16 protein-coding genes are annotated in these 22,041 nt (G+C 61.8%); 7 read left to right on the top strand and 9 right to left on the bottom strand.

Going from position 1 to position 22,041, the window contains the following annotated elements; translation table 11 throughout:
- Positions 1-6: 6 nt before the first annotated feature.
- The 3 genes from HMPREF2690_RS07415 to HMPREF2690_RS07405 all read right to left on the bottom strand — a co-directional run bounded on the left by HMPREF2690_RS07415 (position 7) and on the right by HMPREF2690_RS07405 (position 8,383).
- Complete coding sequence (locus tag HMPREF2690_RS07415) at positions 7-3,741, bottom strand: multifunctional oxoglutarate decarboxylase/oxoglutarate dehydrogenase thiamine pyrophosphate-binding subunit/dihydrolipoyllysine-residue succinyltransferase subunit (RefSeq protein ID WP_070820545.1); 3,735 nt, start codon at positions 3,739-3,741, stop codon at positions 7-9.
- A gap of 123 nt (positions 3,742-3,864) precedes the next feature.
- The gene (locus HMPREF2690_RS07410; RefSeq protein WP_070820544.1) at positions 3,865-7,491 is read right to left on the bottom strand and encodes an ABC transporter ATP-binding protein; all 3,627 of its coding nucleotides are present in this window, start codon (positions 7,489-7,491) and stop codon (positions 3,865-3,867) included.
- Positions 7,478-8,383, bottom strand: coding sequence for a hypothetical protein (locus HMPREF2690_RS07405; protein WP_070820543.1), 906 nt, complete (start codon positions 8,381-8,383; stop codon positions 7,478-7,480). The genes HMPREF2690_RS07410 and HMPREF2690_RS07405 overlap by 14 nt, the downstream gene beginning before the upstream one ends.
- Positions 8,384-8,483: 100 nt before the next feature.
- Between HMPREF2690_RS07405 and HMPREF2690_RS07400 the strand changes: the two genes are divergently transcribed.
- Together HMPREF2690_RS07400 and HMPREF2690_RS07395 are read left to right on the top strand one after the other, a co-directional pair.
- On the top strand, positions 8,484-10,013 hold the full coding sequence (locus tag HMPREF2690_RS07400) for a carboxylesterase/lipase family protein (RefSeq protein WP_070569823.1): 1,530 nt from the start codon (positions 8,484-8,486) through the stop codon (positions 10,011-10,013).
- Positions 10,014-10,101: 88 nt separating this feature from the next.
- A complete protein-coding gene (locus HMPREF2690_RS07395) occupies positions 10,102-10,920 on the top strand; it encodes a hypothetical protein (protein ID WP_070615235.1) in 819 nt (272 codons plus the stop codon).
- Here HMPREF2690_RS07395 and HMPREF2690_RS12190 read toward each other — a convergent pair.
- Complete coding sequence (locus HMPREF2690_RS12190) at positions 10,917-11,444, bottom strand: hypothetical protein (protein WP_168161869.1); 528 nt, start codon at positions 11,442-11,444, stop codon at positions 10,917-10,919. The two genes, HMPREF2690_RS07395 and HMPREF2690_RS12190, sit on opposite strands and share 4 nt — an antisense overlap.
- 95 nt (positions 11,445-11,539) lie before the next feature.
- Between HMPREF2690_RS12190 and HMPREF2690_RS07385 the strand changes: the two genes are divergently transcribed.
- The 5 genes from HMPREF2690_RS07385 (at position 11,540) to HMPREF2690_RS07365 (ending at position 16,500) form a co-directional block, all read left to right on the top strand.
- Positions 11,540-12,739, top strand: coding sequence for an MFS transporter (locus HMPREF2690_RS07385; RefSeq protein WP_070453095.1), 1,200 nt, complete (start codon positions 11,540-11,542; stop codon positions 12,737-12,739).
- Positions 12,736-13,731 (top strand): nucleoside hydrolase, encoded by a 996-nt coding sequence (locus HMPREF2690_RS07380; protein ID WP_070820542.1) that lies wholly within the window; start codon positions 12,736-12,738, stop codon positions 13,729-13,731. The genes HMPREF2690_RS07385 and HMPREF2690_RS07380 overlap by 4 nt, the downstream gene beginning before the upstream one ends.
- Positions 13,732-13,822: 91 nt before the next feature.
- Complete coding sequence (locus HMPREF2690_RS07375) at positions 13,823-14,629, top strand: glycosyl transferase family 9 (RefSeq protein ID WP_070421802.1); 807 nt, start codon at positions 13,823-13,825, stop codon at positions 14,627-14,629.
- Between the two features lie 9 nt (positions 14,630-14,638).
- A complete protein-coding gene (locus HMPREF2690_RS07370) occupies positions 14,639-15,346 on the top strand; it encodes an energy-coupling factor transporter transmembrane component T family protein (protein WP_246819526.1) in 708 nt (235 codons plus the stop codon).
- Positions 15,337-16,500, top strand: coding sequence for an ATP-binding cassette domain-containing protein (locus tag HMPREF2690_RS07365; RefSeq protein WP_168167293.1), 1,164 nt, complete (start codon positions 15,337-15,339; stop codon positions 16,498-16,500). The genes HMPREF2690_RS07370 and HMPREF2690_RS07365 overlap by 10 nt, the downstream gene beginning before the upstream one ends.
- Here HMPREF2690_RS07365 and HMPREF2690_RS07360 read toward each other — a convergent pair.
- Genes HMPREF2690_RS07360 through HMPREF2690_RS07345 form a run of 5 tightly spaced genes read right to left on the bottom strand, consistent with a single transcriptional unit; the run spans position 16,478 to position 21,957 of the window.
- Positions 16,478-17,380 carry a hypothetical protein gene (locus HMPREF2690_RS07360; RefSeq protein ID WP_141758917.1) on the bottom strand — a complete coding sequence of 301 codons (903 nt, stop codon included), beginning with the start codon at positions 17,378-17,380 and terminating at the stop codon, positions 16,478-16,480. The two genes, HMPREF2690_RS07365 and HMPREF2690_RS07360, sit on opposite strands and share 23 nt — an antisense overlap.
- Before the next feature lie 32 nt (positions 17,381-17,412).
- Complete coding sequence (locus tag HMPREF2690_RS12395) at positions 17,413-18,834, bottom strand: DUF3427 domain-containing protein (protein ID WP_246819525.1); 1,422 nt, start codon at positions 18,832-18,834, stop codon at positions 17,413-17,415.
- Complete coding sequence (locus tag HMPREF2690_RS12390; RefSeq protein ID WP_246819524.1) at positions 18,818-20,542, bottom strand: DEAD/DEAH box helicase family protein; 1,725 nt, start codon at positions 20,540-20,542, stop codon at positions 18,818-18,820. Before HMPREF2690_RS12390 ends, HMPREF2690_RS12395 begins: the two co-directional genes overlap by 17 nt.
- 7 nt (positions 20,543-20,549) lie before the next feature.
- Positions 20,550-20,945: a (deoxy)nucleoside triphosphate pyrophosphohydrolase gene (locus HMPREF2690_RS07350; RefSeq protein WP_070820540.1), complete on the bottom strand. Its 396-nt coding sequence runs from the start codon at positions 20,943-20,945 to the stop codon at positions 20,550-20,552.
- 52 nt (positions 20,946-20,997) lie between these two features.
- The gene (locus HMPREF2690_RS07345; RefSeq protein ID WP_070820539.1) at positions 20,998-21,957 is read right to left on the bottom strand and encodes an L-lactate dehydrogenase; all 960 of its coding nucleotides are present in this window, start codon (positions 21,955-21,957) and stop codon (positions 20,998-21,000) included.
- Positions 21,958-22,041 lie beyond the last annotated feature (84 nt).

Below are 22,041 nucleotides of genomic sequence, written 5' to 3'. Positions count from 1 at the left end.
TGCAGGTTAGTCAGCGAATGCTTCCTCAAGCAGCTGCTTTTCTTCCTGCTGGTGCACCTTGGCCACACCGGTTGCGGTGGTGGACTGTGCACGACGGGACACGCGGACCATCTCCGGCATGTCCGGGATCAGGGTGCGCAGGTGCTCGTTGTAGAACGGCCATGCGCCCTGGTTTGCCGGCTCGTCCTGGACCCAGCGGATCTCCTTGGCGTTCGGGTAGTTCTTGAACGCATCGGACAGGCGGTTGAACGGGATCGGGTGGAGCATTTCCACGCGGATGATCGCAACGTCGTCGCGGCCGTCCTTCTGACGCTTCTTATCCAGCTCCCAGTAGATCTTGCCGGAGCACAGCATGATGGTCTTCACCTTGTCGGTGTCGCCGATCTTCTTGTTGCCGCGCTCGACGAAGTTCGGGTCGTCGATGACGGACTGGAAGCGGTTGACCTCGGTGAAATCAGACGGCTGGGACACTGCAGCCTTGTTGCGCAGCATGGACTTCGGGGTGAAGACGACCAGCGGACGCTTCATCTCGCCGAGAGCCTGACGGCGCAGCAGGTGGAAGTGGTTAGCCGGGGTGGACGGCTGCGCGATGGTCATGGAGCCTTCCGCGACGAGCTGCAGGTAGCGCTCGATACGAGCAGACGAGTGGTCCGGACCCTGACCCTCGTAGCCGTGCGGCAGCAGGGAGATCAGGGAGGACACTTCGCCCCACTTGGTCTCGGAGGAGGACAGGTACTCGTCGATAATCGTCTGGGCGCCGTTGGCAAAGTCGCCGAACTGTGCTTCCCAAGCGACAACCGCGTCCTTGTTGCCAAGGGTGTAGCCGTACTCGAAGCCCATGCCTGCGTACTCGGTCAGTGCGGAGTTGTAGACCTGGAACTGGCCGCCGTTGCCGGCTTCCTGCGCGTTGTGGTCGAGCGGGTTGAACGGCTCGGCGTTGTCCGGGTTGTACAGCACAGCGTGACGCTGGGTGAAGGTACCGCGCTGGCAGTCCTCACCGGCGAGGCGGACAAACTTGCCCTGCTCAGCCAGGGAACCGAAGGCGAGCAGTTCGCCCCAGCCCCAGTCGATGTCGCCGTCGGTGAACGAGCCGCCGCGCTTGGACAGGACGGACTTCAGACGCTTGTTCGGGGTGAAGTCCTCCGGCAGGTTGGCGTACGCGTCTGCGAGGCGCTTGAACTGCTCTTCGGAGATGTTCGTGTCCAGGCCGCGGGTGAGCTTCTGGGAATCGGTAATACCGGTCTGCTCGCTCGGCTTGCCCTTCTCGGACTTCACGTCGGTGAAGACAGCGTCGAGCTGGTCGTGGAAGTCCTGTGCAGCCTTCTCTGCGTCTTCCTGCGTGATGTCGCCACGGCCGATGAGGTCCTGGGTGTAGCGGGTACGCACCGACGGGTGGTTGTTGATGCGCTCGTACATGACCGGCTGGGTCACGGTCGGGTCATCAGCCTCGTTGTGGCCGCGCAGGCGGTAGCAGATGAGGTCGATGAAGACGTCCTTGCCAAACTCGCGGCGGTACTCGGTAGCGAGCTGCGCAACCCATGCGGCTGCCTCCGGGTCGTCGCCGTTGACGTGGAACACCGGGCAGTCGAAGCCCTTGGCCAGGTCGGTGGCGTAGTAGGAGGAACGGCCGGAATCCGGGGTGGTGGTGAAGCCGATCTGGTTGTTCACCACGATGTGGATGGTGCCGCCGACGGTGTAGCCCGGCAGGCGGGACAGGTTCAGGGTCTCCTGGACGATGCCCAGGCCGGTGAACGATGCGTCGCCGTGGAGCATGAGCGGAACCACCGGGTGGTCCTCGCGGCCCTTGGCAGCCTTGATCTGGTCTTCCTTGGCGCGCGCCATACCGACGAGCACCGGGTCGACTGCCTCAAGGTGGGACGGGTTCGCAGCCAGGGAGACCTTGATCTCGCCGTCGCCGAACATCTGGATGTGCTCGCCCTCGAAGCCGAGGTGGTACTTCACGTCGCCGGAGCCACCCTGCTGGGCTGCGCGCATGTTGCCTTCGAACTCGTTGAAGATCGTTGCAACTGGCTTGCCCACGATGTTGAACAGGACGTTCAGGCGGCCACGGTGCGGCATGCCGATGACAACCTCTTCCAGGCCCTGGCCTGCAGCGGTGTCGATGATGGCGTCCATCAGCGGGATGAGGGTCTCTGCGCCCTCGAGGGAGAAGCGCTTCTGGCCGAGGTACTTCGTCTGCAGGAAGTTCTCAAAGGCCTCAGCGGCGTTGAGCTTCTGCAGGATGTACTTCTGCTCTGCACCGGTCGGCTTCGGCATGCCTGCTTCGACGCGGTCGCGCAGCCATTCGCGCTCGTCGCGGTCCAAGATGTGGGAGTACTCGGAGCCGACCTTGAGGGTGTAGGAGGAGCGCAGGCGCGCCATAACCTCGCGCAGGGTCATCTGCTCCTTACCGCCGAAGCCGCCGACGTGGAAGGTGCGGTCCAGATCCCACAGGGTCAGGCCGTGGGTCTCCATGAGCAGGTCACGCGAATCCGGCTTCGCCAGACCAGGCTGGTGCCAATGCAGCGGGTTGGTGTCTGCGATGAGGTGGCCGCGGGAGCGGTATGCCTCGATGAGCTGCATGACACGGGTGTCCTTGTTAATGCCCGTGTTCGGAAGATCCTGTGCCCAGCGAAGCGGGGAGTACGGGATTTGCAGGGACTGGAAGATGTTGTCCCAGAACTTGTCGTCGATAAGCAGCTGCGAAATATCGCGCAGGAACTCGCCGGACTCTGCACCCTGGATGACGCGGTGGTCGTAGGTGGAGGTCAGCGTGACCAGCTTGCCAACGCCGAGCTCAGCGAGGCGATCCTCGGAAGCGCCGGCGAACTCTGCCGGGTAGTCCATAGCGCCAACGCCGACGATGGTGCCCTGGCCCTTGGTCAGGCGCGGGATGGAGTGGCGGGTGCCGATGCCGCCTGGGTTGGTGAGCTGGATGGTGACACCGGAGAAGTCATCCATGGTTAGCTTGCCGTCGCGTGCACGAGCGACGATGTCCTCGTATGCGTCAACGAACTCGGAGAAGGACTTCTTCTCGCACTCCTTGATCGCAGCGACGACGAGGGAGCGGGAACCGTTCTTGCCCGGAAGGTCGATAGCCAGGCCGAGGTTGACGTTCTCTGGCTGGATGGCGAAGGACTTGTTGCCGTCCTCCTTGTAGTTCTTGTTCATGTCCGGGTGCAGCTTCGTCGCCAGGACGATGGCGTAGCCGAGGATGTGGGTGAAGGAGACCTTGCCGCCACGGGTGCGCTTGAGATGGTCGTTAATCAGCGCGCGGTTCTCAAACATGAGCTTGACCGGCATGTCGCGCACGGTCGTCGCCGTCGGCACCTCAAGCGACTCGTTCATGTTCTTCGCAATCGCACGGAATGCGCCCTTGAGCTGGAACTCGCCCGGCTCGACCTCGACCTGTGCGATCTTGTCCAGCGGGGAGGCCTTCGGCTTCGGCAGGGTGCGCTGCGGGCGGTTAGAAACCTTTGCTGCGGCCTCGTCGACCTTGGTCTCGCGACCATCTTGCGAAGGTGCGCCGGTGGAACGGGCCACCTTCGGGTCGGTCTTCGCCTGGCTTGCACCTGCCTGGGAAGGGGTGACGTTGGACGTGCCATTAGCGGTCTTCGGTGCACCCTTTTTCTCAAACAGTTCACGCCATTCGGCGTCGACCGAGTTCGGGTCGTCCTTGTACTGCTGGAACATCTCGTCAACCAGCCAGCTGTTCTGGCCGAACGTGTTTTCGCTGCTCACGGCAGGTTCTCGCCTTCCTTCTGTTTCGATTTCGCGGAACGTTTCTTTGACTGTAATCGTCCGCGCTGATATGGCGCGAACTTGGGTTGTTCCTGTCCACGGGGTTTCCGTCTTTCACCCCCGTTAGCGGTTGGCAGCCCACATTTGGGCATACCTACCGCCGGCGGTGAGGAGGTCCTCGTGGCAACCGTCCTCAATGATACGTCCTTCGTCGATGACGAGTATTCGGTCGGCCCGCGCAGCGGTTGCGAGGCGGTGTGCGACGACCACTGACGTGCGCCCCGAGGTTGCGCGGTCGGCGGCGTCGAGTACCGCGCGTTCGGTTGCGGGATCAAGGGTGGCGGTGGCTTCGTCGAGAAGCAGCACGGCAGGGGAGAGCATCTCCGCACGTGCGAGTGCGATGATCTGGCGCTGCCCGGAACTCAAGCCTCGGCCGCGTTCACCGACGCGCGCGTTGAAGCCGCCGGGGATCGTATCGACGACACCGAGCGCGCCAATGCGGTTCACCGCTGCCTCGATCTCTTCTGGGGTCGCGCCCGGCGTGCCGTAGGCGATGTTGTCCGCGACGGTGCCGGGGAACAGGTAGGACTCCTGCGGGACCTGGGCGAGTGCGCGGCGCCAGTCTGCAAGCGGGAATTCCACGATGTTTGTGCCGGAGGCGCGCACCTTGCCCGAGGTGGGGTCGTAGAACCGGGCGAGCAGTTTGACCACGGTGGATTTGCCCGCACCTGTTGGGCCGACGAGTGCCACGGTGGTACCTGGTTCGATGGTCAGGTCCATGTGGTCAATCACGGGGGAGGCGTCTGTATCGGTGGAGGCGGAGTAGGAGAAGGTGGTGTCGTCGAAAAGCAATGGCCCTCTTGCGGCGCTGAGAGCACCCGGGTTGGTGCCGGTGTCGGGGACGGTGGTGCGTTGGGCGAGCAGTGCGCGGATGCGGTCGAAGCTGACGGTGGCTTGCTGCCAGGAGTCGAAGATTTGGCCAAGCTGCTGGATGGGGCCGTAGAGCTGGCCGAGGTACATGGTGAATGCGACGAGCACACCGACGGACAGCGATCCGTCGGCGATGCGTCCCGCACCAAAGCCGACGATGACGGCGGTCATGGTTTGGGAGATGAAGTGCATGCCTGGGAAGTACAGCGCGACCAGGGTGACGGAGCGCATGCGCAGGCGGCGGTATTCGTCGCTTAGGGCGGTGAAGTGCGCTTCGAAGTGGGTCTGCGCGCGGTGGGTTTGGGTGGTGCGGATGCCGCCGATGAGTTCCGCGAACTCGCCGTTGACCGTGGAGATCTGTTCGCGTGAGGCCTGGTAGTAGCGCTTGGAGAAGACTCTGAACGCCCAGGTAGCGGCGACAATCAGCGGGACGGCGGTCAGTGCGATGAGGGTGAGTTCGCCGTCTGTGGCAACGAGCATAACGATCACGCCCACGAGCGAGCCAACGGCGACAATCGCCTGGGCAAGCCCGGTTTGTAGGAAGCTTGACAAGGTGTCGATGTCCGTGGTCATGCGCGTCATGATCTTGCCGGACAGTCGCGATTCGAAGTAACTCAACCCCAGTTGCTGCAGGTGCGCGTAGGAGCGCAGGCGCAGCCCGTAGAGGAGGCGTTCGCCGGAGCGCGACGACAAAACAGTCATGAGTGCATCCGAGGCCCAGGCGATCGCGACCACACCGAGCGCAATGAGGCCCGCGTTGATCAGGTTCTCCTGGTTAATTGGGGTAATGCCGCGGTCCACGGCGGCGCGCACGATGGTGGGGAAGGCCAAGTCCGCCAGCACGCCCACAATCAGCAGGGCGACGGTGCCTGCGATGAGCCAGCGCACGGCCTTGAACATGTCGCGGATGTGGAATTCGCTCGACGGGGTGCGCAGGCGGGTCAGTGTCTGCTCGGCCAGATCTGGCAGTTCGCGCGCTTCCGGGAGGCGCTCCACACGCGCGAGCAGTTCCGGGGTGGCGTTGATGGTGGAGGCGCGCCCGCTCGTCGGCACGATCACGCGTTCCTGGGGTTCGGTGTCCACCTCGGGCCACAGGTCGCCAATCTCCTCGTACAGCGTTTCGGACTCGGGATCCATGGAGGCGCGATACTCGTCGGTTGCCATGACCTCGTCGCGGGGCCCTTGCTTGACGACGACCCCACCGCGCACCACCGCTACCCGATCCGCATGATCCACCGTGGACTGGCGGTGCGCCACGGTCAGCACCGCAATATCACTCAGTGCGTCGCGCAGGTTAGCCAAGATGTGGGCTTCGTTGATGGAGTCGATGGCGCTGGTGGCGTCGTCAAGCACGAGCACCTTCGGTTTTGACATGAGCGCGCGGGCGAGTGCGATGCGCTGGCGCTGGCCGCCGGACAGGGTGAGACCGCGCTCACCGACTTGGGTGTCGTAGCCGTCGGGGAGGCGCTCGATGAACTCGTCTGCCAGGGCGAGACGTGCTGCGTCGCGCACCGCGGCATCAAGTTCGTCCGGCGACATGTTGTCGGCAGCGCCCATGGCGATGTTGTCGCGCACGGAGGAAGAGAAAAGGAAGGCGTCGTCGAAAACACAGACCACATCGCCACCGGTGACCGTGCCCGTATCCGGGGTGTAGAACCCGCCAGCTAGCTGCACCGCCATGGTTTTACCCGCGCCGGGCGGGCCGACCATTGCAACGGTCTCGCCCGGCGCGACCGAAAGGGTGAAGCCGTTTAAGACGTTGTGGCCGCCGGTGGAAAAGTGCACGTCGCTAAAGTGCAGGCCGGGTTCGGCAGGCAAGTTTTCGGTGGAATTCGCGGTGGAATTCACGGTGGAGTTTGCGGTGGACTCTTCAGGTGCGAGTGCCAGCACGTCCGCGAGCCTGTCGAAGGAGCTCATACCCATCTGCATGCGGACGTACTGGTTGGTCAGCATGGAAAGGGTGGACGTCATCGTGGTCAGGTACGCGGTGAATGCGACGAACTGGCCGATGGAGATCCTTCCGTGGATGGCGAGCATGCCGCCGGCGATGATGGTGACCACCAGCGCCACCTTGGGCAGTTGGGAGAGCATCGGCTGGAAGCGTGCGGTGAGTTTCGCCGCCCGCATTTTTACCGCGTAGAGGTGGCGACCAAGGTTGTCGAGCTGGTCGATCTCGCGCTGTTCCTGCCCGAACGCCTTGACCACGCGCACGCCGGAGACGGTTTGTTCGACGTGCTCTGCAAGTTCTGCGGTGGCGTGCTGGTTGACCCACGTTGCTGCGTAGAGCGTTTTGCGCGACCGGTTGGCCTCCCACAGGAGCACAGGCAACAGTGCCAGCGACATCGCGGTCAGTGCGACGTCCATGCTCAGCATGACGATCAAGGTGGCTACCAGTTGCACGATGCGTGTGAGCATCATCGCCAGAGTGTCCAGCACCGTCTGGTACATGTTCAGATCCGAGATCGAGCGCGAGACAATCTGGCCTGTCACGATCTTGTCCTGTCCCGGCCCGTCCAGGCGGTGCAGTGTGCGCAGGATCTTGGTGCGCAACCAGTGTTGCGAGGTCGTGGCAAGGCGACCGGAGGTGGTGCGCCGGATGATGCTTAGGACGTAGGTGGCCGCTGCGACTGCCACCATCAGCCATGCCACGCGGGCAACGGAACCGTCCGCATTCCCGGTGGCAATATCAATCGCTTGGCCAGTAAGAGCGGGCTCGGCCACGCGGGTGAGCGCCGCCAAGATGGCAGCGGCGAACGCGACGGCGGCAGGCGCGCGGTTCGCCTTGAGCGATTGGGTAAGAAGTGGGCTAGTGGTCCTCATGTTCCTTGTCGTTGCTGTCCTTCCCGCTACTGTCCTTACCGTCGCGGAAGATCTTCAAAATCCATGCAGCGAATTCCTTCGGGTTGAAGCCACCCTTGATGCGACCGGTCTCATCGGCCGTGTCTTCGGGCTCGAGCGGGGTGGCAAACTGCAGCGGCACCGGGCCGAGGGCCTGCTGAATGTTATCGATGATGTTGCCGGCCAGCTTGCGGTTCACCGTCGTACCGGCAATCGCACCCAGGCCGAGCGGCAGCATCTTGCCCAGCCAGGCGCGACGCATGGAACGACGCAGCGAACGCATAGCCATGCGCTGCAGCACGTTGTTGGTCTCATTGAGCGTCGGGCCAGAAAAGCGCGACAGGGTGGCCTTGCCAGGCAGCTTGCGGGAGTTTTCGCCGAGCAGCGTATCCACGATTGCTAGACCCTTCGTACCCATCAGCGTGGTCAGCACGATGGCGCGGCGGTGCTCGGGGTCGGAGATGTCGTCGCCACGCAAATATGCCGATGACATGGCGTAAAACGCCGCGAGATCCAGAAAGAGGGCGGACTCGCCGGCCACAGCAGCAGCACCTGTGAACAGGCCAACGCCTGGTACTGCCGCAGCGGCACCCACACCGGCACCGGTGCCCGTGACGGTGTTTTTCAGATGCTTATCCATAATCGCCTGGATCTGTGCCGGCGACTTATCCGGGTTGTCGCGGCGCAACCAATCTACATATCCGCGGATCACAGAGGTCTGCAGTCGCACGGCCTTGTCCACCGCGCCGATGAAAACACGACCGAGTTTGCCCGCGTCCTTTTCCAGCTGCGCTGAATTTTCCTGCAGCGCGACCTTGATTTCCTTGCGGAGCTCCGTCTCGTCGATCTGCGTTGATTTCTTCTTACCGAACACGTTTATCCTCCTGCCGTGAACTGGCGATGGGTAATTGGTACAGCATAGAACGACTTCATATCCCGGGAAGACCGGGCGGAAACGCTCTAGGCTTGAACGCATGAATGCGCGCCGCCAACCAGTCGTACAGACAACGGCCGGAGCCGTGCGCGGTCAAGTCGACCCGCACACCGGAATGCGCACCTGGCGTGGCGTGCCATTCGGCGCCAACACCGCTGGTACTCACCGGTTCCGCGAACCGAAACCCGTCCAACCCTGGCCTGGGGTGCGCGACTGCACACGCTTCGGCCCACCCGCCATGCAAGGCACCTTCGGCATCCGTGGCACGGTGCTTGGTTCGGAGGACTGCCTCAACTTAGACATCGTCAGGCCCGACACTGATGAGGTCTTGCCTGTCGTTGTCTGTTTCCACGGCGGCACTTTTGTCACCGGCGCCAGCCACGAAAAAGTCCTCCAAGGTCATCGCCTCACCGCCGCGACGAACATTGTCTACGTCTCCTTAAACTTCCGCCTCGGCGTGCTCGGCTACCTCGATGTGCGATCGCTTGGCGACGACTGCGTGGCCAACCCCGCTATCCGCGACCAGATCCTCGCCCTGCGGTGGATCCGGGACAACATCGCAGCCTTCGGCGGCGACCCAGATGCTGTGACCATCATGGGCGAATCGGCAGGCGGTGCTGCCGTGCTGCATCTCATGTGCGCACCCGATGCCCGCGGCCTGTTCCACCGCGCAATCGCGCAGTCCCCGCCACCGGCCAGCGTCCACTCGAGGCGCCAAGCCGCCAGGTGGGTCCAAGCCCTCATCAGGAAACTCGGGCTCGCACCAGACACCACCCTTGACCAGCTGCGCGACATCCCCGCAGAAACCCTCGTGCGCGCCGGGCAATCACTGATGTTTAACAGCAAGGAAGCGCTGCAATTCAACATCAGCTTCATGCCCACCCTGGACAGTGCCAGCCTGCCCCAACACCCCATTGACACGTTCAACGCCGGCGAGCAAGCCCGCGTGCCACTGATCGTGGGAACCAACTCCGACGAAGCCAGTTTCACCAAAGCCATCTACCAAACCTCCCGCCAGCGCCAACGTGCTGCGCGCCGGGCGTTGAACGTGTTTGACCCGGACAATGCGCTGGATGTCATCGAGGCGTACGACGATGTCGGCGCACGCGGCGATTTTGCGGAGTTGATGGCAGACGCCGTGTTCTGGGCCCCGAGTGTCATCCTGGCCACCGCGCACCGCATGGTTGCGCCGACCTATATGTATCGGTTCGCCTACGCATCTGCCGCGATGCGCAAGTTGGGCCTCGGCGCGATTCACGCAGCTGACCTTGTGGCGGTCTATGGCGATCCCTTTGCCACAGTGACCTCCAAACTGGATCGCTTCGGGCCGCGGGACACGTTCCAAGAGGTCAGCCGGCTCATGCAGTACCACTGGGGCACGTTCTTCCACACCGGCACACCTGGTACGGAGTGGCCCAGCTACGGGTTTAAGCGTGGCGACGACCCGGGGCGTGCGACTGCGGTGTTTGAGTACGGCATGCGTGTGGAATACGACCCGAAAGCCGAACAACGCACCGCGTGGGAGTCGTTTGACATGCGCGAGTGGGGAATTAGCCGGACGGATTTATGACATCCGCGATGATAATTCCAGGCACGCGCCAGCGAACGTGGCTAGGCTGAAGCCAGTCTGAAGGTCAATGCGGAAGGAACCCACTGTCATGAGCTTTTTCGAGGACATCGCGGCCGCGTTGGACCGCGACGGTATTGAGTCGCGCGTAGGCGGGGACACGATGTTTGTCCCCATGTCTGCGGCGTTGGAATTGCAGTTTGTGGAAATTGATCCGCACCTGCCGGCAGCGAACGTGTACATCGCCGCGGCTGACGTGGACGAGGACGACGATGAGTTTGAGGCCGTCTTAGTCGCTGTGGTGTTCTCCGTGGAGGCAGCGGTGGCTGCTGTTGCTGAGCACATGGCGACCGACCAGGTGGTAACAGTGCTGCGCGACCTGCTGGAAAGCACGGACGAGCGCATTGGGGATCTCGAGTTCTTCCAGGACCACGTCAACCCGCAGCAGGTGCGCGCCGAAGTGGGCGCGAATGCCGAGTTGCAGGTCGTCGTCGAAGCCGTCAACGGCGTGCCGAGCGCCACAGTGACCTTCGTTGCACTCCCGGATGACTACGACGATGTCATCGAGGACGCCGAGGGCGAGTTGTGGGAGTCCGACGGCGATGCGGAACTGTCTGAGGAGGACCGCGCACGTCTGTTTGACGTCATCCATGACGAGGCGGTTGCCGACGCAGAGAAGCTCGAGCTGGGCAGCTTCACCGACTTCGACCGCCTCTTTGACGTGCTGTCGCTCGCCGCCGACCAGGCAGAGGAATGGGAGGCGCAGCTGCTTCCAGTCGACGACGAGATTGACGAGCCGGACGTCTACGACATCTTCGGCCAAGACGACGAAGACTACGACGAGGACCTCGATGATGAGGATGATGAGGATCTCGACGACGAAGACTTCGACGAGGACGACGAGGACTAAGCCGCGCTGAGTCCTTCGAACATGGAGGAGGGCGACTCGATCGGGGTGAACGCCCCGTCGACGAGCCAGACGTAACTTGCTGCCTTCGCCCCCGGAATTTCGTGGACGGTGTGGGCAGCATCATCGGGGATGACCGCGCGCACCCAGGACTCGGCAAGCAACGTGTCCACGGGAACCCCCGCGGCATCGGTCACGCGCAGTTCGATCAAGTAGGCCGGAATGTGGCGCTGCCCGTATCCCTGAATACGAGCGCGGGCGCGCGGGCCAACACGCCGCCGCGTGACCGCCAACGACAGCGTCGGACCGTTGTCTATCCGGGGTAGCGATATCACCGGTGGCCGCCAGGTCGCAGCCGGGCGAGACAGCGAGCGCGGGTGGTGGATCATCGCGTTGATGGCGTGCAGCTTCTCGGGGAAGAGGTCTCGGATTTCAGCAGCCAAGGAATCGGCACTGGCGTATGCATCGGCATCCACAGTGGGGGAGGTGCGGAACATGGACAGGGCATTCTTTGCGTTCAACTTCATGGCTCAAACACTAAAAGTGGCCCCGACACCACCCGGTACGTATTCGAACATATGGGCGATACGGTTATTTGACGCGTTGTGTAACCTTGCTGTTTATGAGTGCGAATAAGGTGGTGAAACCGTCGATACCCCGCACCATTTGGGTGCTCACGGGCGCCGCCTTCATTGTTGCGCTCGGGTACGGGTTAATCGCTCCGGTTCTCCCGCAGTTTGCGGGAAGTTTCAACGTATCCATGGCCGCAGCAGGTGCGGTCGTGTCTGTGTTTGCTCTTGCCAGGTTGCTTGGTGCGCCCGGCGCGGGTGTGCTGGTGGACAAACTGGGCTCGCGCCCGATCTACCTCACAGGCTTGAGCATTGTGGCTGTCTCCACGTTCTTCGTGGCGTTTGCCCAGGCGTATTGGCAGATTCTTGCGTTGCGGTTCATCGCGGGTTTCGGCTCGACGATGTTTACGTTGTCGGCGCAGGCACTGATTGTGCGGGTGACGCATCCTTCGATCCGTGGCCGCGCGAACGCGTTGTACGCTTCGGCATTTCTTGTGGGCAATGTGTTCGGTCCGATCGTGGGCGCAGCGTTGTCGTATTTGGGTTTCCGTATCCCGTTTGCCATTTATGGCGTGGCGGTCGCGATTGCGGCCGGCCTCGTCGCGTGGCTTACACAGCCGCGTCCAGGTGCGAAGGCGTTGCCGAAGGCGAAGCCCGCGATGCGGCTGCGGAGCGCCTGGAAGGTGCCCACCTACAGGGGATTGCTGGTCGCGGCGTTTACCAATGGGTTTGTGAATATGGGTGCACGCGTGGCGGTGTTGCCGCTCTTTGCCGCCGCGGTGTTTGAGCAAGGCGGGGCAGCGGCTGGTTTCGCGCTTACGGCGTTCGCGCTCGGCATGGCGATCATGCTGCAGTTTTCCGGGCGTATGTCGGATCATTTTGGCAGGCGCCCGATGATCTTTGCGGGCATGGCAATGTCTGCAGTGTTTACGGTGGTGCTTGGCACGGCGACGAGTTTCTGGCCGCTCATGATCTGGTCGGTGCTGGCCGGCGTGGCTTCCGGCACGATGAGCCCGTCCATTCAGGCAGCGTTGGCGGACATCATTGGCAATGAACGCTCCGGCGGTAAGGTGTTATCCACATTCCAGATGACGCAGGATGCGGGCCAGATTTTCGCACCTGTGGTTGTCGGTGCGATTGCGCAGACCGCAGGCTTTACTGCCGCGTTCGGCGTATGCGGTGCAATGTGTGCGGTGGCGGCTGTGGTGTGGCTGATCATCGGTAAGGAAACGATGGTGAAGGAGCCACGATGAGAGTAATTCTGGACTGCGACCCGGGTATCGACGACACCTTAGCCCTCATCTGGCTGACCGCGGCCACGCAGGCAGGCATCCATGAGCTTGAGTGCGTGACCACGACTGCCGGCAACGTCGACGCCGACCAGTGTGCCAAGAACGCCGCATGGATCCTGTCGTTGTGCGGTTTGCCGATTATCTCTCTCGCCGCTGGAGTACCGGCGCCGCTTGAGGTGGAGCTGACCACCACGCCAGAAACCCACGGCGACACGGGGCTGGGCTATGCCACTGCGCCGCAGCGTCACGTCGAGCACGACTGGGAAGCCCTGTGGATCGACGCGATTGAGCGCGGTACTGACGATCTGCACCTCATCATCACCGGTCCCATGACCAACTTGGCGTTTTTCGCCCACGCCCACCCACAGCATTTCGCGCGCCTGAAGCACATCACGGTGATGGGCGGGGCGGTGAACTATCCGGGCAACACCACGCCGACGGGGGAGTGGAACTTCTGGGTTGATCCGCACGCGGCTGCCGATGTGTTCGACATGACACCGACCCCGATCACGCTGTGTTCACTGGGTGTGACGGAGAAGATGGTGCTTGAGCCTGAGCGGTTGGAGGGGGTCGTCGCAAAGCTAGGCGCGAGCCCGATTGCCCAGCACTTGGGTGGCATTGTGCGGTTCTACTTCGAGTTCCACGAGGAGGTCGGGGAGGGCTATCGTGCGCAGATCCACGACTTGCTCACGGTGCTCATCGCGCTTGGTGCGGTGGACGTTGAGCATTGCTTGACGACGATCGCCGTCGAGGCCGATTCCGACCTCACCCGCGGCACCTCTGTGGCAGATCTGCGCGACATTTGGGAGCGCGAACCCAACGCACGCTTAGTCACCGACGCGGACATTGAGGCCGCGTGGGAGTCCTTCGAATGGGCCTGTGAGATCCATGCACGTGTGGCGGCGGGGGACGCGAGTCTTATGGAACTGCGCCACCTCAAAGCGGACGACTAACTGCTACACTGCCTGATCTGAACGTTCCTGCCGAGGTGACATAGGCAGGGGCGCAATTGTTCATTTGCCCGTGAGAATTACGGAAAGTTCCATGTCACACACCACTTCTCAAAACTCGCAGAAGGCGCAGTGGACCCCGCTGCGTCGCGTTCTCGTTGCCCTTGGCGCGCTGATTATCGCGGCGACCTGGCTCTACTTCGTTCTTGTCCGCCCCGCTGACTGGGATCAGGTCACTGGCTCCGGTCCTGGCATCACGTTGCTGGCGGGCTACGGCGTGGGCACCCTGCTGCTACTCGTGGCCATCGTCCCTGTGTTGCCGGCGCGCACGCTCGGGCTGATTCCGATTGCGATCATCATCAACTCCGTCATCGGCGAGATCGTCGGCTCGATTGGTCTGCCGCTGTACCTCGACTCCGTGGGCACCGTGCTGGTCGCAGCCCTGGCCGGCCCGGTTGCGGGCATGGCCACCGGCGCGCTGAACAACGTGGTGTGGGGTCTGGTCAACCCGGCTGCCTTGCCGTTTGCTGCGGGTGCGGCCTTGGTCGGCTGGCTCGCCGGTGTGTTCATCCACCGTTTCAACGCGTTCCGTAACCCTGGCACCGTGGTCGGCTTTGGCCTTGTGCTCGGCGTTGTTGGCGGCATGGTCGCAGCCCCTGTCGCTGCGTACGTCTACGGCGGCACCGCCGGCGTGGGCACCGGCGCACTGGTGAGCCTGTTCCGCGAAATGGGTGGGTCCCTGATCGCATCGGTAACCACCCAGGCGTTCATCTCTGACCCGGTGGATAAGCTCATTGTCCTGTTCATCGCCTACGCCACAGTGAAGGCGCTGCCGAAGCGCACCGTGGCTGCCTTCGCGCCACAAGAACCTGTCGCACCAGCATCGACACCTGAGGCGTAAAGCACTTCCGTGGCAGACCGTCTGAGTCCTTCAACCCGTGTGAACCCGTTGACCGCTTTGGCCATCGGGGCGTCGGGCTGGATTCTGGTGCTCGGGCTGAACCGGCCAGAAGTTTCACTCGCAGTGCTGGCCGCGGCAATGGTGCTGGGGACGTGGCGCACCCGCAACGTCGCGCTCATTGCGGCCACCGCGTTGCTTGCCGCCCCGGTTGCCGCATCCATGGTGCTCATCCACGCGCCCTACGGTGAGCATCGCATCGCGCCGCTGCTTACTAGCGACGGACTTGCCACAGCAGGGGAGTTAGCCGCACGCTTCACCGCACTGATTGCCAGCCTGCTCGCGGCCGTCGCATGGTCGCGCACCCCGGACCTGGCCAAGGCGCTGCAGGCAGCACCGGGTGGCAACCGGATCGGATACATCGCCGGCACGACACTGCAACTCGGCCCCCAAGGTGCACACCGCGCCCGGATCGTTCGCGACGCCAACCGGCTCAAAGGCGAGCGCATCACCGTAAAAACCGTGGTCCCGAACCTGATCATGCCGGTGCTTACTGAGTTACTCACCCAAGCCGGCGCCCGCGGCCAAGCCCTAGAGACTGCAGGCTACGATCTCACCGGCCCCCGCACCGTGCTGCGCTCAGTCCACGACAGCCGCATCCAGCGCGCCGCCCGCGTACTCATCCCACTTGCATGTTTGGGGGTTGTGCTGTGGATCTGACACTGCTCACCCAGGCGCTCGACGAGCACCGCACGGTGCAGGTGATCGGCAACTCCGGCGCTGGACTGACCACCTTGGCAGCGCAAGTGCACCGCGAGTGGGATCACGCCGCCGTAGTTCAACAGGACGCCACCGCGCACGTGTCGTATCTTCGCGATACCGTCATCGAGGAAGTCGCCCTTGGCCTCGAGCAGCGCGGCATCCCCGCCGACGAGATGCGCAAGCGTTGCGAGCGCATCCTTCTCGCCGCAGGTCTGAGCGATCTCGCCGAGCGCAACCCAGCGCAGCTTTCCGGTGGCCAAACGCGACGCCTCGCCATCGCAGCCGTTGCGGTGCTCGAGCCGGGCATTGTGCTTCTCGACGACCCCTTCGCCGGCCTCGACCCAACCTCCTGCACCCGCATCACCGAACTGCTGGCTTCGCTGCCGTCGAAGGTGGTCATCCTGGGCACACGGCTTCGCAACATCGACTCGGCCGCACTCGGACTTGTCGGTGGCGTTCTCCAGCCGGACGTCCCATCAAATCCGGACCTGCAGTTGCCTGACCGCGTTACAGCAACTGGTGAACCAATCGACCTCGGCGAAGTCTCCGCAGCGCGCGGCGAAACATCCCGCAAGTGGTGGCAGTTCCGCACCACGTCAGAACGATCGTTCACCGCAGGGCCAGTGCACCTGACCGTCCGCCCCGGCGAGGCCGTATGGCTACGTGGCGACAACGGCGCCGGCAAGACAACGCTCCTTCGCGCGATGGCCGGCCTGGACGACAACCCGGGCCTGCAACAGACTCGCGGTCTGACCGTGTCGCTGGCACTGCAGCGCGCCGCAGACCAGCTCGCCGAATCCACCGTGGGACGGTTCATTGGCGACGATGACACCGTCGCCGCTTTAGGACTCGACCCAGACACCCACCCGTTGGATCTTCCGTCAGCGCACTTCCGGCTCGCACAGCTCGCCCAGGTGTTCGCCCAGGGGCGCGACCTTGTGCTTCTCGACGAGCCCGACGTCGGCCTCGACATCCCCTCCCGCGAGCGTGCCCACGCCCTCATCGCAGCGGGGCTGGCAGGCGGCCAGGCAGTGATCTTCACCTGCCACGACACCAGCTTCGCCGCGGAGGTGGGGGAGTATGCGGTGGTTAGAGCAAGTCTTCTTCGATGATCACAACGGAGCCGCTTTCTCCCTTGCACACCGGACGGGTGTTGATGTTATTCCACGGCTGCCCTGGCGGGTGGTGTCCACGGGCGCACTCCCATCCGTTTGGGGCGGTCCAATCAAGACTGGTGCTTGTTGCTCCGCCTCCTGTTGGGTTCGGCGATGTGTAGTCGTTGACTACTTCCATTGCCGCCACGCAATCGGTGTCCTGTTTTAGCGCGATGACAGCACGGTCGGGACCTTCGGTACCGGTTACGGTTCCACACCGGGTGCCTTCAGCAGCGGAAGTATCAGTGGAGTCCTCGCGGTCCGGGTCGGGGTTAGCCTGGACGATCTCACCGTCTTTGATAGTGATCTTGCTCAGACCGCGTTCCACGATGAGCGTTTCTTCATCCACGCGAGTGAAGGTGAACCCGGTAAGTGTGACGCGCTCACCAGGGTTGAGCTGGGGAGCGTCCATCGCGAACGGATCTGTTTTCGAGCTAAACGTGTAGAAGCCGATTACCGGGTCGTAGCGCACTGAGGTGGCGATATTGCCTTCCTCGGGATTGCCGAGGTCAGCTAATGCAGGTTCAGATGCGTCGAGTCGAATCTTACATTCGAAGACTGGCCCGTTTTGGGCTTCTTCGCGGGTCGGAACTACACATCCACGTTCGGAGGAGGCCGCACCGAAGAAGGCATACGCGAGGGGGTCCACCTTGAATGTCTCAGCCGGTACATCCGTGTAGGTCTGTTCTGCTTCTGCCTCAGGTGAGGTATTTTCCACCGCTGAATTTGAAGCAGAAACGGAAGGCTCGGGAAGGTCCTCCGGCTCGCTCGAACAAGCGGTTAGGGCCAGGCCTAGCGAAGTGATAATCGTGGCTGTGCGCATCAAGTGCAGAGACATGATCTCGATTATGGCACTAATGCGGGTGCCTTTTACACCACTGCGCGTCCTTGTTCATACAGCTCTGCAGGCATCGGCCTGTGTAGCTGCCATTCGAAGCGAATCGGTTTTTCGCCGGAGTGTCGTACGTGTGACACGTTGCCAAGGAGCGTGAAGGCGCTTGCAACTCCAGCGGCGTTGAGGCGTGTGTTGCGTACGCACAGGTAGATCGAGTGGTTGTTCTCCAAGTGATGGATGTATCGCTGGCCGTCCTTTGAATCCAGCTTCGTCGTCGACTGTGATTCCCACTGGAACAGATCAGGAGATATTGGGTAGTCGGCGTAGCGGGTGGTTTCGGAGAAGTCCGCTTCGTTCTTGGAAAGAGTGACGAAGAACAGGTCCAGATCGGATTCGGTGGCGTGGTACACACCTTCGCGCGGCAAATGGAGAAGCTTCTTCAGGGGAGCGGTACGTACAGCAGCAGTCAGCTCAGCGGTGGAGTAGTCCGCGTGGGTGAACAGCACAGGTGCGTCGGGGCCAGTAACGGGTTTTGGAGTCACGCGTGATTGGTCAAGGCGGTAGTCGAAAATCTGCTGAAGTTCATTCCTAAAGGAAGGGACGCTTCGGATAGCTGACAGTGCGTCGTCGAAAGTCTCCGGTGGTTGGACTCCCGATTGGTTTGCCCAAATCATCGTGACCAACATGCGGGTAAACGTCTGGTCCTCAGGCGACATTGCGTCGTACGTCGGCCCGTTCGCATCCACAATGGCAAGGTATCGTTCTGCTCGAAGCGGGTCGTTGACGTGCAACATTGAGCGAATCCGAGTGAGGAAAAATTCTTCGCGCTCGGGAACTGTTTCGGGGACAGGGAGAAGATCTTGGCTCCGCAACAACCGTGTCCATCCACCGTCGGCCCGGTTGCGGTAGAGATCTTCGAGTGAAAGACCAGTGTTAGCTAGGAATGACGAAAGATCCGTCGTCGCTTCTTGCTGTACAAGCTCACGGATCTTGACGATTGAATTGCCTGCAACACGCTTGACGTTTTGAAGTACCCGTTCTTGTGTGACTCGGTCGAGTTGAATATGGGTGCCACCAGGAAGGGAGGGAAACTCTTGCTCAATCTCCGTCTTTAAGCGTTTGCCACGCCGACCGGTGAGCGCTGCATACCTGCGTTCAAAGTCGAAGTTTGTGTGTTGTTCGCCGATGAAGTCCAGGACGGTACACACCTTGCCTGGCATCTTGCGCAAGCCGCGGCCGAGCTGTTGGAGGAAGATGATCGGGCTCTCAGTCGGGCGCAGCAGCAACAAGGTGTTGAGCTCGGGGATGTCGACACCCTCGTTAAACAGGTCGACGGTGAACAGCACTTTGAGCTCGCCGTCGCGGAGGCGTTGGATAGCCTGGTCACGGTCAATTTGTGGTGTCTTTGAAGTAACGGCTGCAGCCGGAATACCAAAATGGTTAAACCGTTCCGCCATGAATCGTGCGTGATCGATGCTGACGCAGAAGCCGAGAGCCTTGAGCTCCGCGAGGTCGAACACACGTTTTTGGAGTTCGCTGAGGATGAGTTTTACGCGGGAATCTCCAAGCCGAACGTAAAACTCGCTCAGTGAAGCGGTGTCGTAAGCGCGGCTTGAGCGCGACCATTTCACGCTTCGGAGGTCCGTCTCGTCGTTGATGCCGAAGTAGTGCATTGGTGCCACGAGGCCGAGTTGCAGTGCATCCCAGAGACGCAGTTCGTAGGCGACGCGATAGTCGAAGAAACGCTGGACGTTGACGCCGTCGCCGCGCTCGGGTGTGGCGGTAAGACCGAGGAGTTCCTTCGGCTTGAGGTAGTCGAGCACCTTTTTTGTATGTGGAGGCTTCGGCGTGGTGGAACTCGTCGATAGCCACCACGTCGAACTTCTCAGGAGGGAAGCTTTCCACGTGTTTATGCAGCGTTTGGATAGTGGCAAAGATGTGTGTGCCCTGCCGTGGCGTGTGCGTTCCATCAAACAGTTCGCCAAAGTTATTGTCGCGAAGTACCTCCCGGTACGTGCGCATCGCCTGTCGTAACAATTCGCGCTGATGCGCGACGAAAAGGAGCGAAGGCTTGCTTTTCGACGCCGCAGCCAACCCCTTGTAATCCAACGCCGCAACAACGGTCTTTCCAGTGCCAGTTGCTGCGATGAGAAGGTTTCGGTGACGGTCATGTACGTCGCGCTCTGCCTCCAGTGCCTCAAGCATTGCCTGTTGGTACGGCCAAGGCTGCACCTCAAGGCCGGAGAGCTCAATGCGGTCGGATGGGGTAGTGCCAAAACGTTCGCGCTTGAGGGCTTCGAAAAGCCGGTCGTGGTCAGCCTTCGGCTCGTAGGTTGCGTAGTGCTTGTCGTTCCAATACGTCTCAAAGACTGCCTCGAACTTGCGCAGGATCTCAGGCGTGGAGGTTCGCGATGCGCGGACGTTCCACTCCACGCCATCGATGAGCGCAGAGTTGGACAGGTTTGAGCTGCCGATATATGCGGTGTCGAAGCCTGAATTACGACTGAACAACCAGGCCTTGGCATGCAGTCGCGTATCGCGTGACTCATAGCCCACCTTGACTTCGGCACCGAACTCTTCGACAAGCCGGTTAATCGCCTCGATATCGGATGCGCCGCAGTAGGTCGATGTGATCACGCGCAACGGAATGTTGTTGTCGCGGAGGTACTCGAGCTGGTCACGGATGACTGCGATGCCGGAGTTTTTGATAAACGCGCAGAGTAGGTCGACGCTGTCGGCGGTTCGGATCTCGCGTTTAATTTCTGCCGCCATGCTGAGATCACTACTGGCGTTCGTGAGCAGAGAAGCACCTGTCAGTGATGTTGGTTGGAAGCGCGGAGGCTCACCGAGCGACGCCTCGTACACCGCGTGGAGCAGTGTCTCTGACTCAATCGCATCATCGGGGTCGATGAGTTCCGCAAGCGTGTTAATCAGTTCGACGCGTTGCAGCGGCTCGCGAGTATTCAAAAGCTTCTGTGTCAGATGATCTGCGAGAACCCGAGTGATGGCGTCGGTATAGCGTTCGCGGTGCTGATCTGTGGCGTCCTCCAATGCGGGGCGCTGAAAACCATGTTCTGCTTCCGTAGCAGCGAGCCGCTCAAGAATGCGCTTGGTTACGGGGGTCTCATATGCGCCGAGGGGAAGCGAGGCGTCGTCGATAGGCATTGGTGCTCTACCCAAACCTTTCTGCCAGTAGCTCGACAGTTGGAATGTCTGCAGGCGCCCAGGTGAGGTCTGAGAGCTTGTTGGCCGCAACCCAGCGGACCTCTTCGTGCTCGGTGAGTATGGGTGTTCCGGAGACGAGCTCGCAGATGTAGGTAGACAGTTCCACAACAACATCACCAGTGTCATGCCTGGTAGTCACAACAAACTCGCCGACTTCCGCTTCGATCCGGAGCTCTTCCTTAAGTTCGCGTGCAAGTGCTGCTTGAGGGCTCTCGCCGGGCTCAATCTTGCCGCCAGGAAACTCCCAGAAACCCGCCATGGATTTACCTTTTCCGCGCTTGGCAGCGAAAATGCGGCCATCTTGGGCGATGACCGCACCGACGACCTCGATCGTTTTCACCATGGGGTCAGTTTAAACAGAGTGTCGACGTGGGGTCGTCGATACGCAAATGCTCTCAGATCTCTGCCTTGTCGATGACGTCGCGCAGGGTTTGGGCGGAGTGGTGGAATTTGGCGGTCTCGGTGTCGTCGAGACGGAGCTCGACGACGTTGCGCACGCCGCTGCGGTTGAGCACGGTTGGGGTGCCGATGTAGATGTCGTTGAGGCCGTACTCGCCCTCGAGAAGCGCGGAGACCGGCAGGACGACGTCCTCGTTGCGCAGGATTGCGCGCGTGATGCGGGCGAGCGCGTTGCCGACGCCGAAGGACGTGTTGCCTTTGCGTCTGATGATGTCGTAGGCGGCGTCGCGGGTTCGCACAAACATTTCGTCGATCTGTTTGTAAATATCCGGGTTGCGGGCGGCCTCCGTCTTAAGCAGCGCGGGGAGGGGAACGCCACCGATGGAGCCGGAGGACAACACCGGCAGTTCGGTGTCGCCGTGCTCGCCGATGATGTGGGTGTGCACCGCAGAGGGCGCGATGTCGAAGTACTGGCCCAGGTTGTGGCGCCAACGCGCCGTATCCAGCACGGTGCCTGCGCCGATGACCTGGTTCGACGGCAGGCCGGTCTGCTTCCAGGACACGTAGGTCAGCACATCTACCGGGTTGGTGGCTACAACGTAAATGCCGTTGAAGCCGGCGGACATGACTTGTTTGTTGATGGACTCGAAAATCTTCACGTTGCGCGCCACAAGATCCAGACGCGTCTCGCCGTCGCGCTGTGCAACGCCTGCGCAATTGACCACGAGTGCAGCATCCTTGCAGTCCTCGTAGGTGCCAACCGTGACATCCATGTGGTGGCCAGAAAACGGGATAGCGTGGCTGAGGTCTTCTACCTCTGCCCAGGCGAGGTCCTCGTTGATGTCGATGATGGCGAGATGATCTGCCAGACCCTGGTTCAAGATGGCGTAGGCGTACGCGGTTCCGACAGCGCCGGCGCCGATGAGGACAACTTTCGAACCGTGGGTAACAAACATACGACCAATCATTTCATGTGTTGATTACGGGGAGCGGGGTGGGTTGGTGGCTTCGAGGTTACTTCGGTAAACCGCTTTTTAAAG

The sequence above is a fragment of the Corynebacterium sp. HMSC034E11 genome, from assembly GCF_001835905.1.
Classification (GTDB): Bacteria; Actinomycetota; Actinomycetes; order Mycobacteriales; family Mycobacteriaceae; genus Corynebacterium; species Corynebacterium coyleae.
Note: the sequence above shows the minus strand (reverse complement) of the source record. Positions and strands in the feature narration are given on the sequence as shown.